Annotated in this window: 11 protein-coding genes; 4 read left to right on the top strand and 7 right to left on the bottom strand. The window is 34.2% G+C overall.

Translation table 11 applies throughout. The features are described from left to right. The first annotated feature begins 24 nt into the window (after positions 1-24). Positions 25-1,032: a tRNA dihydrouridine(20/20a) synthase DusA gene (gene dusA, locus AC6EI2_RS07710; RefSeq protein WP_498461766.1), complete on the top strand. Its 1,008-nt coding sequence runs from the start codon at positions 25-27 to the stop codon at positions 1,030-1,032. A gap of 18 nt (positions 1,033-1,050) precedes the next feature. Here dusA and AC6EI2_RS07705 read toward each other — a convergent pair whose 3' ends face one another. The 6 genes from AC6EI2_RS07705 to AC6EI2_RS07680 all read right to left on the bottom strand — a co-directional run bounded on the left by AC6EI2_RS07705 (position 1,051) and on the right by AC6EI2_RS07680 (position 7,470). Then, positions 1,051-1,809, bottom strand: coding sequence for an RNA recognition motif domain-containing protein (locus AC6EI2_RS07705; protein ID WP_498461765.1), 759 nt, complete (start codon positions 1,807-1,809; stop codon positions 1,051-1,053). A gap of 127 nt (positions 1,810-1,936) precedes the next feature. Beyond that, on the bottom strand, positions 1,937-3,328 hold the full coding sequence (gene argH, locus AC6EI2_RS07700) for an argininosuccinate lyase (RefSeq protein ID WP_498461764.1): 1,392 nt from the start codon (positions 3,326-3,328) through the stop codon (positions 1,937-1,939). Positions 3,329-3,382: 54 nt separating this feature from the next. Continuing rightward, positions 3,383-4,732 (bottom strand): PP2C family protein-serine/threonine phosphatase, encoded by a 1,350-nt coding sequence (locus AC6EI2_RS07695; protein WP_498463473.1) that lies wholly within the window; start codon positions 4,730-4,732, stop codon positions 3,383-3,385. A 103-nt stretch (positions 4,733-4,835) separates the two neighbouring features. Next, on the bottom strand, positions 4,836-6,101 hold the full coding sequence (ftsY, locus tag AC6EI2_RS07690; RefSeq protein ID WP_498461763.1) for a signal recognition particle-docking protein FtsY: 1,266 nt from the start codon (positions 6,099-6,101) through the stop codon (positions 4,836-4,838). After that, positions 6,098-6,724, bottom strand: coding sequence for a transcription antitermination factor NusB (gene nusB / locus AC6EI2_RS07685; protein ID WP_498461762.1), 627 nt, complete (start codon positions 6,722-6,724; stop codon positions 6,098-6,100). The genes ftsY and nusB overlap by 4 nt, the downstream gene beginning before the upstream one ends. A 20-nt stretch (positions 6,725-6,744) precedes the next feature. Next, the gene (locus AC6EI2_RS07680; protein ID WP_498461761.1) at positions 6,745-7,470 is read right to left on the bottom strand and encodes a DUF502 domain-containing protein; all 726 of its coding nucleotides are present in this window, start codon (positions 7,468-7,470) and stop codon (positions 6,745-6,747) included. Between the two features lie 187 nt (positions 7,471-7,657). Between AC6EI2_RS07680 and queG the strand changes: the two genes are divergently transcribed. The 3 genes from queG to AC6EI2_RS07665 all read left to right on the top strand — a co-directional run bounded on the left by queG (position 7,658) and on the right by AC6EI2_RS07665 (position 12,041). Beyond that, positions 7,658-8,602, top strand: a complete 945-nt coding sequence (gene queG, locus AC6EI2_RS07675; protein ID WP_498461760.1) for a tRNA epoxyqueuosine(34) reductase QueG — start codon at positions 7,658-7,660, stop codon at positions 8,600-8,602. Positions 8,603-8,604: 2 nt separating this feature from the next. Further along, a complete protein-coding gene (locus AC6EI2_RS07670; RefSeq protein WP_498461759.1) occupies positions 8,605-9,474 on the top strand; it encodes a tetratricopeptide repeat protein in 870 nt (289 codons plus the stop codon). 83 nt (positions 9,475-9,557) lie between these two features. After that, positions 9,558-12,041 (top strand): DNA gyrase/topoisomerase IV subunit A, encoded by a 2,484-nt coding sequence (locus AC6EI2_RS07665; RefSeq protein WP_498461758.1) that lies wholly within the window; start codon positions 9,558-9,560, stop codon positions 12,039-12,041. Here the strand turns inward: AC6EI2_RS07665 and purF are convergent. After that, complete coding sequence (gene purF, locus AC6EI2_RS07660) at positions 12,038-13,495, bottom strand: amidophosphoribosyltransferase (protein WP_498461757.1); 1,458 nt, start codon at positions 13,493-13,495, stop codon at positions 12,038-12,040. The two genes, AC6EI2_RS07665 and purF, sit on opposite strands and share 4 nt — an antisense overlap. Positions 13,496-13,514: the final 19 nt, after the last annotated feature.

Raw genomic sequence — 13,514 nt, 5'->3', positions numbered from 1 at the left:
AGTTGAAAAAATTCATTTATAAAAATGATTTCCAACTCTTGCAAAACAAGTGAATTCGCCAATTACAGATTAAGTATTGCTCCAATGATGGATTGCACAGATAGGCATTTTCGTGTTCTCATGCGTCAAATCACAAAAAAATCTCTTTTTTATACAGAAATGATTGTCGCGCAAGCACTCCATTACAGCAAACATAGAGAAAAATTATTAGATTTTGATGAAATTGAGCATCCAATTGCCATACAACTAGGAGGAGACAATCCGAAACTTTTAGCTGAGGCAGCTCAAATGGCAGAAGATTGGGGATATGACGAAATTAATTTAAATATTGGATGCCCAAGTCCAAAGGTTAAATCTGGCAACTTTGGGGCTTGTCTAATGGGAAGACCAAAAATAGTCGCAAATTGCATAGAAAAAATGAAAAAATCATGCAATATCCCAATAACAGTGAAACATAGACTTGGTATTGATAGCCTAGATAATGATGAATACCTTATGCAATTTGTTGATAATTGTTCAACTGCAGGTGCAGAAAGATTTATTGTTCATGCAAGAAAAGCTTGGCTAAACGGACTGAATCCAAAAGAAAATAGAACAATTCCACCCCTTCAATATGAAAGAGTTGAAAAATTAAAAAAAAACAGGCCTGAATTAATTATCGAACTTAACGGTGGAATAAATACAATAGATGATTGTATTAAAACTCTAAAAGTATTTGATGGAGCAATGATAGGGAGAGCAGCATACTCACGTCCATTCATGTGGACAAAAATAGATTCGATGATTTTCGGACAACAAGAAGAACATTTTTCTAGATCAAAAATAATAATAAAAACTATTCCTTTTGCTCAAAAACATTTAGAAAATGATGGACGTCTTTGGCACATAGCTAGACACATCCTAAACCTGATAGAAAACATACCAAATGCAAAAATATTGAGACAAGAGTTAAGCGAAAAATGTCAAAATAATAAAGCTGACGTTTCTATTTTAAAAAAAATTGCCCAGCAACTTGAAGATACTGGGCATTAAAAAAAAGGAACAAAATCTTTAAGATTCTGCGCCGCCATAATCTGCAGTTGACTCATCTCCTCCTTCAGGCGAAGCTCCTCTTCTTCTTCTACTGCGACCTTGATCAAAGCCATTAGAATCTTGAGAAGCATTTCCATGACTACGGTCTTCCCAACCTTTAGCTCCAGAAGGTCTATCTTGAGCTGATTGATCTTGACCGCCACCGCCGTAACCGCCACCTTGGCCGCCACCGCCATAACCGCCACCGCCGTAACCGCCACCTTGGCCGCCACCGCCATAACCGCCACCGCCGTAACCGCCACCTTGGCCGCCACCGCCGTAACCGCCACCGCCGTAACCGCCACCTTGGCCGCCACCGCCGTAACCGCCACCGCCGTAACCGCCACCTTGGCCGCCACCGCCGTAACCGCCACCGCCATAACCGCCACCTTGGCCGCCACCGCCGTAACCGCCACCGCCATAACCGCCACCGCCGTAACCGCCACCTTGGCCGCCACCGCCGTAACCGCCACCGCCGCCTCTTCTGGGAGCACTCCCTCTGGGTTCAGCTTTGTTGATTCTTAAAGGACGGCCCATAAGCTCAGCACCCTGTAGAGATTCAATTGCTGAAGCTTCAACTGCTTCATCAGCCATCTCAACAAAAGCAAAACCTCTTTTGCGTCCTGTATCTCGTTCTAAAGGTAAAGAACAATTTGCCACCTCCCCAAAAGGAGAAAACAATTCAATGACATCTTCCTGCTCAGCGCGGAAGGGTAAGTTGCCGACAAAAATACTCACTTGAAAATTGGACTGAAAATAAAATGTAACTAATAGGCTATGAATAGCCAAAATTAATAACTCTAAAATGAGTTATCATTGCCCACTTTAATACCGAAAGCCCTCAAATAGATTTAAAACAATTTTTTTACTTAAATAATTTTTCACGCCACAAAACAAGCTGCTCTTGAACTCTTTCAAAACCAGTCCCACCATCACTCAAGCGTGACTCAACCACACTTGAAGGCAAGAGTTTTTCAAAAATATCTTTTTCAAAAAATTTATGAAATGTTTTCCATGTTTCCAAAGGAATATCTTTTAATAAAATTCCTTGCTCTATGGAAGTCTTTACAATTCGCCCAACTAATTGATAAGCCTCTCGAAATGGTATCTCTTTAGCGACTAAATAATCGGCAACATCTGTAGCATTGGAAAAATCCGATAAAACAGCTCGATTAAGTATTTCTTTTCTAAAAATTAAACCTTCTTCGAATAAAATTGATATTGCAACTAACGAATTCTTAACAGTTTTAACGCTATCAAAGATTGCTTCTTTATCCTCCTGAAAATCTTTATTATATGCTAATGGTAACCCTTTGATCATCGTAAGCATCGCTTGTAAATGCCCAAAGACTCTCCCTGATTTACCTCGAACTAGTTCTGGAACGTCAGGATTCTTTTTTTGGGGCATAAGACTACTACCAGTAGCACATCGATCCGTTAATTGAATAAATGCAAATTCTTCAGACGCCCATAAAATAACTTCTTCAGATAATCTACTTAGATGAGCCATAATCAATGATGAGGCTCCTAAAAACTCTACAACAAAATCTCTATCACTGACAGCATCTAAACTATTAGAATAAATATCTTGAAATTGTAATTCCGAAGAAGTAATCTTCCTATCTATACCAATAGAGGTTCCTGCCAAAGCAGCTGCTCCCAATGGAGAAATATTAACTCGTTTTCTTACATCTATTAATCTATTTCTATCTCTTTGTGCCATCTCAACATATGCCAATAAGTGATGCGCTAGTGACAAAGGTTGTGCTCTTTGTAAATGCGTATAGCCAGGAATAAGTGTATGAAGATTTTGCTCTGCTAATAAAAAAAGAGCTTTCTGAAGACGCTCCAAATCCATATCAATTTCATCAATACGCTTTCTCAACCATAATCTGAGATCTGTTCCAACTTGATCGTTACGACTACGACCAGTATGAAGTTTTTTCCCTAGTGGACCTATCAAATCTATTAATTTTTTTTCTACTGCAAAATGTACATCTTCATCAGAAATAACAGGTTTAAATAAACCACTAGATGCCTCCTTTCTAATTTGTTGAAGACCATTTTCTAATTTAGTAGCCTCCTCCCTAGTAATTATCCCTTGAATTCCAAGCATGCGTGCATGAGCAATTGATCCATCCAAATCTTCCTCTAATAAATAAATATCAAACTCAATTGAAGCATTAAATTTTTCTATAAAAGGATTTAGTCCTTTATCAAATCTATCGCTCCAAGTTTTGCTCAATGCATTTTCCAAATTACTAATACAAATAAAGCAAGAGTCTTAGCAATTGTCAGGAGTTTTACCAAGTTAATTCAGGAACCGTTGATCTTCATTGACTTTTAAAACCACCATTGATGCATCATCCTCAAGATGATGATCACTCACACCAACAAACGCATCTAATCTTTCAAAAAGTTTATTCAGTATTTTTTTAGCACCTAATCCCTCTCTAGCAAATTTATCTAAAAAAGTTATCAAACGATTTTCATCAAAACGTTCACCTGAGATACCAGGTGCATCAGTAACGCCATCGGTGTAATAAAGAAGAACATCTCCAGGCTGAAGAACAATCTCTCCACATCCATATTCAGCTTCAGGTTGAAGACCTATCAATAGACCAGGAGCATCTAATCGATTAATTGATTGTGACTTAGCACACCATAGCAATGGAGGATTATGTGCTGCATTAGCAAAACGCAGTTTTCTCGATTGCGCATCAAAATCCGAATAAAACAAAGTTACAAACCTATGTGATTGAGTTAGATCTTCAAGAGCTAATTGATTTAAATCATGCAAAATAGAATCAGGGGGTAATCCTGTTAAAACCTCTGCTCGAAGCATTCCTCGCAACATAGTCATCAACAATCCGGCAGGTACGCCTTTACCCATGACATCACCAATTACAAAAGCCCATCTACCACTGGATTTTGCAGTTGTATTCAATTCTGGACGAGTAGGCATAAAATCGTAATAATCACCACCTACTTGAAAAGCAGGCCTACAACAGGCAGCTAATTCAACTCCATCAATTATTGGACATTGATCGGGTAATAGTTGTGATTGGATTTCAGCCCCAGTACTTATTTGTCTATCGACTTTCTCATGATTTCTAATTACCTGAAATATGACATCATTTTCTATCGCTACTCCAGTCAAATCAGCAACAATTTGAATATGTTTTCGATGAACATTACTGCCAAAAATAATCTCTTTTTTATCAATTACGTACAATCGACCTCTATTTCTGCCCCGAGAAACTATTGATGTAGCAATAAAATTACAAGAATCAAAATATCTTTGAACCAAGCGATCCAATATTGCAATATTCTTTTCATCCATACCAAAACCAGGTTTCTTTCCCTCTTCTAAAAGAAATAATTTTCTAAACAGTTCAGGATCTTCATCAGTTGGAAACATTTGCAATTGTTCGCACCAAAGACTGCCGTTATCTTGAAAAGGAATTAAGATTGCCCATTTGACACCAACTAATTGAGTCACAAAAAGTGGAATAAGTTCAAGAAAGCGCTGTAAATTAGTGAAACTACGCAGAGCGAAGCTTAATGAAAGTAATAAGTCTTGATTAAAGACTTGCTCTTGAGAAAGACTATCAATTAAATCTGTCAGCGACTTAGACGCATCACTTGATAAAGAGTTAATTGAATTAAAATACTTTTTTTCTGAAATCGGAGAATTTTCTTTCACTATTCTCCAGCAACAAAGAAATTAAAATTTAGCAACATGTACCAAAAATTTCTAGAACTCATCGAACAGTTAAAAGTGCCTCAATAAATTCAAAGCTGTTAAATGGTCGTAAGTCCCTAATCTTCTCGCCAGCGCCTATAAATCTGACAGGAAGTTTCGCTTCTGATGCAACAGCCATCGCAACTCCGCCTCTGGAAGATCCATCGAGTTTTGTAAGTATTACGCCAGTTAAATTTGCTGACTCAGCAAACGCTAAAGCCTGCTTCAGTCCATTTTGACCTTGACTAGAATCAAGAACTAGTAAAGATTCAACATTTGCTGTAGGAGCAAGTTTGGTAATAATTTTTCGAATTTTTTTTAATTCCTCCATTAAATTATTTTTCGTTTGTAATCTTCCTGCGGTATCAACCAATAATAAATCAATATTCTTTGATTTACATGCTCCAATAGCATCAAACACTACTGATGCTGGATCAGCATTTTTAGATTCGTTTGCAATTACCTCAACCCCTGTTCTTTTACCCCATACTTTTACTTGTTGAACCGCTGCAGCTCTAAAAGTATCTGCAGCAGCAATCATTGCAGAAAAACCACTTCTTTTTGCAACACTTGCTAATTTGCCAAGGGTCGTTGTTTTACCAACACCATTAACACCAACTAACATCCAAATATTCAAAAAACCTTTTTTTGGGGAAAGTAAATCAACACCACTATCTTTTATTGGCTTTTCTAAAATATTAACTAATTGTTCTTTTAAAAAACGCAAACCTTCAGAAGCTTCAACGACTTCCTCGTTTAACTTCCTTCTCAAAGAATCTAAAATTTGATCAGTAGCAGAAACTCCCGCGTCTGATCTAAGTAAAAGAGTTTCTAAATCATCAAGAATTTCAGGAGTCAGTGGATCATCGCCTAACTTATCTAGTAAATCTGTAACAAACCCTTTACGAGTTTTTTCTAATCCTTGTTTCAACCTACTAAGCCAATCAATTTCATCTAATGAAAATTGATTAATTTTTTTACCTTGTGCAGCTAAAACTTCCGCTGACCAAGTAAAAGTATCATCAAAATCTCCTAGTTCAGGCTCATCTTCTTCTTTTAAATCTTTAATATCTTGAGAATTATTTTCAGGTAAAATATCTAATTTAGATTTGTTTTTTTTACTAATTTCTTTTTGAAGTAATTCTTTCTCTTCTTTTTGTTTTTGTTTAAGTTGCAAATAAGCTTGTTTTGCCCAATCTAAAGACTCATTTGCAGCAAGTTGAGAATCCTCACTTTTATCATTATCAAAAGAGGCTGTTTCTTCCTGAGAAAAATCGTCTTTCATTTCGTAGTAAGTATTAAATTGGAATTTTGAAGATTTCTTAAAACTCCATTAATCATTCTGCGACCTTGTTCGTCGCTATATCGATTAGCTAGATTTACAGCCTCATTACATGTAACCGCGGTAGGAGTATTAAAATCAATCAAATCTACCAATGCCAATCTTAAAATATCTCTATCAATTCTAGGTAATCTTTTTAAACGCCAACCTTCCATGACGGTATCAAGATTCTTATCAATCTCTTCTTGCTTATCAATAACTTTATAAACTCGTTTAAGAGCTAGCTCACGTATTTCTTTTTGATCAACTAGTGCTATTAATCTTGGTAATTCGATACTTTCAGATAAACAATTAAGTATATTCTCAGAATCAATTAGGCAAATTTTTAAATGATTACGACAATTTTTTAACAAACCTGCATCCTCTTGAAATTCACTATCTAATAATTCCTGATTAGCTTTTTCTAATTTTGCCGCACATAAATCTAGTTGCTCACGCCAATGTTGGGTTAAAGACTCAATCGCTTGACTAAGTAGACTTTCAATATTGTGGTTTTTAGTATCTTTTTTGTTTATTTGTCCTAGAAGCAATAGAGCTAATTCTCTAGAAATTGATTTTAATTGCATATGTATAAATGAAAAATACCTTAAGAAGATGAAGCTCTTAACTGAGAAAATAAACTGGAAAAAGAAGTATTTGTAGAGTTGTTCCTGTCATCAGGATTTACAATTCCAGCAGAAATAATAGTTCTAAATGCATCTTCAACAGATATATCTAAGTCCTTAACAGATCCTTCTGGGACCAAGGTGTACCAGCCAGTTGTAGGGTTAGGAGCTGTAGGTATAAAAACACTTAATAAGGGTTGATCTGGTTCAGTTTGAAGAGATGGTCCAACAATTCCTGTGACAAAACCAACACTAAATAAGCCTTCACGAGGGTATTCAACTAAAACAACTCTGCGGAATCTTGTTGAATTATCTCTAAGAAAAGTTTCTAACAATTGTTTGAGAGTTTTATAAACTGATCCCGCAAGAGGTATTCGAGAAAGCGTCCCTTCCCCAAACTCAAGCAACCATCGCCCTACAAAGTTCCTGGCCATTAACCCTATCAATAGAATACCCAGGAGAGGGACAGTTAAGCCCAACGCAAGATTAATTAGATCTTGCAATAAAGGATTAAGAGTAATAAAGGGATTTAATTGTTTTGGTATAGAGGTTAATATTGCCAGAACAAAACGGCTGACAATCGTAGACAGCCAAATGGTGGTAGCTAAAGGAATAACTACCAACAGACCAGCTATAAGGTCATTTTTAAGATCCTGCTGAAGCCTTGAGCCAAGAGTCAGGTCTTCCTTTGGAGAGGAGGACTGCACCAAATAAAGAGAGTCCGAACAATGTATATATATACAATCTAACCAAATTCAGTGCATTAATTAAATAATTTAAGCTATTAATAGAAATAAAACATTAAAAGAAAGCATTTAAGGGCACATATAAAGTCGCATTTGCCTGGAAAACCTTTTCAGTAAAGGTAAAAAAATTATTCTTACAAAGCTGCTTGTGAACACGAAGAAATCGATTGCTCTAACAAAAAAAATTAAAGAGGAGGCTTTTAAGGAAGGCTTTGATGCAGTAGGGATTGCAAAAGTTCCAGGATCTTCAAGATTAAACCTTCGAACGGCTGCCTTAGAAAGATGGCTACAAGCTGGACATCAAGCAAAAATGGAATGGATGAAAAACCCTAAAAGAAAGAATGTTGAAAATATGCTTCAAGGGGTAAAAAGTATTCTTGCTGTTGGACTTAATTACTATATAGAGACTGACAAAACGCCTAAAGACATATCTATTGCCAGATATGGATGGGGAAACGATTATCACAAAATTATTGAAAAAAAATTAAAAAAAATCGCTCTATTTTTGGAAAAAGAGAGACCAGACTCTAAATGGAAAATATGCGTTGATACGAATGCTTTTTTAGACAAAGCTTGGGCTGAAGAAGCTGGAATTGGGTGGATTGGAAAACATAGCAATATAATTAACTCTAAAATTGGTTCATGGATGTTCATAGGTCATCTTCTATCTACTGAAATTTTGGAAGCTGACAAACCTTCACAACCAATATGCGGCGAATGTGAAAAATGTATTGATGCATGCCCAACCAAAGCGATTGAAGAACCCTTTGTTGTTAATGCAAATAAGTGCTTGGCATATCACACTTTGGAAAACAGAGAAAAAGAATTACCAGAAAATATAATTAACAATATGGGAAATTGGATTGCAGGTTGTGATATTTGTCAGGAAGTATGCCCATGGAATCAGAAAAATATACCAAATACCTCTGAACCAGATCTACAACCATCTGAATGGATTATGAACATAAACAAAAAAGATGCATTATCTTGGAGTGATTCAAAGTGGAAAGAAGCTTTAAACAAATCAGCATTAAAACGAATTAAACCATGGATGTGGCGTAGAAATATAAATTCAATCTCAAATAATCAGTAAAAATGAAAAATTACTTTCCAAAAATTTATCATTTTCTAATTTGTTTAGTTCTATTTGATTCTTTTATCATAACTAGATCATCAAATGCATTTATTCCTAGAATTAACGAGCCAAATCAAAAAGAACTAGAATCTACGTCGATACAATTAGGTAAAACAGCGATACAACTAATTCGGTTTGGTCAAAACAATGAAGCAATTAAACTTTTAAAACTTGCCGTTAACTTAAATCCTAAAGAAATTGAACTCTGGACAAGTCTTGCAGAAGCACAAGTTATAGCAAATAGAGAGTATCAAGCATTATCATCATTAAGTAAAGCACTTAAGTTAAAACCAAAAGAAGAAAGTATATATTACAGAAAAGCACATATATATATGGATTTAAAAAATCCAGAAAAAGCCAAATTTTATATAAAAAAAGGCTTATCAATCAACACACAAAATGAGAGAGGTTATTTTCAACTAGGTAACGCAGAAATAATGTTAAATAATTATAAGTCAGCTTTAATTGCTTTTAAAACATCATCAAGAATTAATTCAAATTTTTGGCAATCTATTAACAATGAAGGGCTTGTATTATATGAATTAAATAATTCAAAAGAAGCTATACTAAAATTTAAATCAGCACTAAAAATTAGTAATGATGCAGAGCCAATGCTTGCTTTAGCAATAGCATTATTTTCTTCAAGTAATAGCTCTATCGAATCATTGGACTTAGCAAAAAATGCTTTAAAATCTAATCCTCAATATGTTTCAAAAGAGTATCAAGCAAAGCAATTATGGGGCAAGAAATTACAAAAATCAGCACAACTTTTATTTAAGATGGAAGAAATGAAAAAAGTAGTTAAAGAAGCCAAAGAAAAAAACCAATAAATTAATGTTTAACAAAAAACTGGTTTTTAACAGATTAGTTAGTAGCCTAAATAAAGAAATTTAGGCCTCTTACGAACTCAGAGATGGCCAAGGAACGCCTGAAACCAATATCGTTGCATCAAGAAATGCAGCGTTCTTATCTCGAATACGCAATGAGCGTAATCGTTGGAAGAGCTTTGCCAGACGCGAGAGACGGACTAAAGCCTGTTCAAAGAAGAATTCTTTTTGCGATGCACGAATTAGGTCTGACTCCTGATAGGCCTTATAGGAAATGTGCTCGTGTGGTTGGAGACGTTCTTGGAAAATATCATCCCCATGGTGATCAAGCCGTTTACGATGCTCTTGTAAGACAAGTACAAATTTTTAGTTCAAGATACCCAATTCTTGATGGTCACGGAAACTTTGGATCCATTGATGACGATCCACCAGCTGCAATGAGATATACAGAAACTCGACTAGCACAAATATCTAACGATGCAATTTTAAGTGAAATAGATCAAGAAACTGTTGATTTTTCTCCCAATTTTGATGGGTCTCAGCAAGAACCAGATGTTTTACCAGCTCAATTACCATTCTTACTTTTAAATGGAAGTGCTGGAATTGCAGTTGGAATGGCTACTAGTATTCCCCCTCATAATTTAAACGAGGTGATAGAAGGTCTAATAGCCATCATAAAAAAACCTTCCTTGAGCGAAGAAAAATTATTAGAACTGATCCCAGGACCCGACTTTCCAACAGGCGGAGAAATCTTAATAAGTAATGGAATTAAAGAAACTTACGCAAAAGGAAGAGGAAGTATAACCATGAGAGGTATTGCTCATATTGAAGAGATTAATCCTGGAAAAGGAAAACACAAAAGAAATGGCATTGTCATTACTGAACTTCCATATCAACTAAACAAAGCTTCTTGGATTGAAAAATTAGCTGACCTAGTAAATAATGGAAAAGTTTCCGGAATAGCTGATATTAGAGATGAAAGTGATAGAGATGGAATGAGAATTCTTGTGGAAATAAAAAGAGATTCTAATCCTAAAAAAATTCTAGATTTTTTATATCAAAAAACCTCTTTACAAAGTAATTTTGGAGCTATTTTGCTTGCATTAGTTAATGGTCAACCAGTACAATTAACACTAAGAAAGCTATTAGATAATTTTTTAGAATTTAGAGAAAATACTATTTTACTAAGAAGTAAATATCTATTAAAAAAAATCAAAAGCAGACAAGAAATCGTTGAAGCACTAATCGAAGCTATAAATAATCTTAGAGAAATAATAAATTTGATTGAAAATTCTAAAGATGCATTGGAAGCTAAAAATAATTTAATTAATAACCTAAAGATAAACGAAAGACAAGCTGATGGTATTTTAAGTATGCCATTAAAAAAGATTACGAGTCTTGAAAAGAATTCATTAAAAAAAGAAATTGAAGAGTTAAAAAATAGAAGGGAAAATCTTGAGTCAATTATCAATGATAGAGAAAAATTGTTAAAATTACTTATAAAAGAACTTAAGGAGCTTAAAAAGAAGTTTGGAAGTGATAGGAAAACAAAGTTAATAGAGGGCGGTGATGCACTGATTGCGGAAAAACTTGCGAATCAAAGACCAAATAAAGAGCTTCAAAGAATAAATGCTCTAAAACAATTACCTATAGATTCTGAAATAGTTATTCAATCAAATAATGAAATAAAAATAATCCCTTCCATAACAATTAAAAAATTAAAATTAAAAGATAGTAATCAAGACAGGCAAGATATTATACCGTCAAAACTAATATGGCCTATTATTAATGAACCAAAAATATTAGCTGTAAGTCGACTAGGTAAAATAGGTCTTCTTAAATGGGAATTTGCAGGACAAAAACCAGGTCAATTAGAACACTTTTTACCAGCAGGATTAGAAAATGATAAAATAATTAATCTTATTCCATTGCCAGAACAAAAAAATATAAGTTTAGGATTAATCAGTAGTGATGGAAAATTTAAAAGAGTTTCAATTGATGAGATTACCGAAATATCTAATAGATCAACTACGGTTGTAAAGTTAAAAAATAATATTACGCTAAAATCGTGTTTGCTTTGTGAGGAAGATAGCTATTTATATGTAATAAGTAATATTGGCAGAATTATAAAACTAAAAATAACGGAAAAAAACTATCCCTTTATGGGAAAATTAGCTCAAGGTACCAGCATAATGAAATTATTTCCAGGAGAAAATATTATTGAAGCTATAAATATTTCAGAAAAACAAATTGGAGACTTAGTTTTAATAACAAGTAAAGGTTCTTTCATTAAACACAAAACAAAAGAAATAAAAGTATCTCAAAAAGGAGAGTTAGGAACTATGGGTATCAATTTAAAAGATAATAAAAAAATAAATGACAGAATAATTAATTGTTTTATAAATAATAAATACGTTTATATCAAAACAAATAAAGATAGATATAAAAAATTAGAAAGAGATGAAATTAATAATAGTTCCTATAAAAAAGAAAAAAATTTAAATCTAGAATTAAATGATGATGAGTTTATAGAATCTACTTTTTCAATGATAATACCTGAAATAAACTAAGATAGAGAAGTGTTTTCTACCCACTTTAAATATTCATCAGTCACTGTTCCCGTAACATATTTTCCTGTAAAACAAGATAAATCTAATTCCTTAATATTTGAATTATTTATTATAGCCTTAGTAAGATCTTCAACTTCTTGATAAATCATTTTATCAATAAGTAAATTCTCTTCTATTTCATTTATATTTCTATTATATGCAATCAATTCATTCCTACTTGGCATGTTAATTCCATAAACATGTGGGTATCTAATTGGTGGAGCAGCAGAAGTAAAAGTTACCTTATTTGCACCTGCACTTCTTGCCATTTGAACAATTTGCTGAGAGGTTGTTCCTCTAACTACCGAATCATCGACTATCAAAACATTTTTATTTTTAAATTCAGTACTCATTGCATTTAACTTCTGACGAACAGAACGTTTTCGTAATGATTGACCAGGCATAATAAAAGTTCTCCCGACATAACGATTTTTAAAAAATCCCTCTCTATATTCAATTCCTAACTGTCTTGCTACTTGCATAGCAGCAGGTCTAGAAGAATCAGGTATGGGCATTACTACATCTACATCGCCGCATGAAATTTGTTTTTTTATTGTTTCTGCTAATTGATCTCCCATCCTTAACCTTGATTCATATACAGAAATACCATTCATAATTGAGTCAGGTCTAGCTAAATAAACATATTCAAATGAGCATGGAAATAATTGAGGTTGATTTGAACATTGTTTAGAAAAAAACTCACCTTCAGAGGTAATAAATATCGCCTCTCCCGGTTCAACATCTCTAACAATTTGATAATCATTATTTTCAATAACTAATGATTCGCTAGCGATTACCCACTCAGGTTTATTATTTTCTTTTACTCTTTTACCAATTACCAAGGGACGAATCCCAAAAGGGTCTCTAAAAGCTAAAAGGCCATAACCTGCTATTAAAGCAATAGAAGCATATGATCCCTCAACTCTTGCATGAAGTCTATGTACAGCAGTAAAAAGATCGTCTGGGTTTATATCTTTACCTTTTATTGAACTATTCAGTTCTGTTGCCAAAACATTTAATAACATTTCAGTATCACTTGAAGTATTTGTATGCCTCCTATCGACTTTAAAAAGTTCTTTTTCTAACTCCCTTGTATTAGTTAAATTGCCATTATGAACAAGAATTATTCCATATGGAGCATTCACATAAAAAGGTTGCGCCTCCTCTTCTCGATGAGCAGCTCCTTTTGTGGCATATCGGACATGCCCTAACCCAACCTTTCCAATCAAGCTTCTCATATCTCTTGTTCTATAAGCTTCTCTTACTTGACCTTTAGATTTATTAATATGAAAAACACTTCCATCCATCGTTGCAATACCTGTGGAATCTTGCCCCCTATGCTGAAGCAATAACAAACTATCGTAAATTTGTTGATTACATTGATCTGAAGAAACAACCCCTACGATTCCACACATAATTATATTCCTCAGTTAA

The organism is Prochlorococcus sp. MIT2302, from assembly GCF_059772385.1.
Note: the sequence above shows the minus strand (reverse complement) of the source record. Positions and strands in the feature narration are given on the sequence as shown.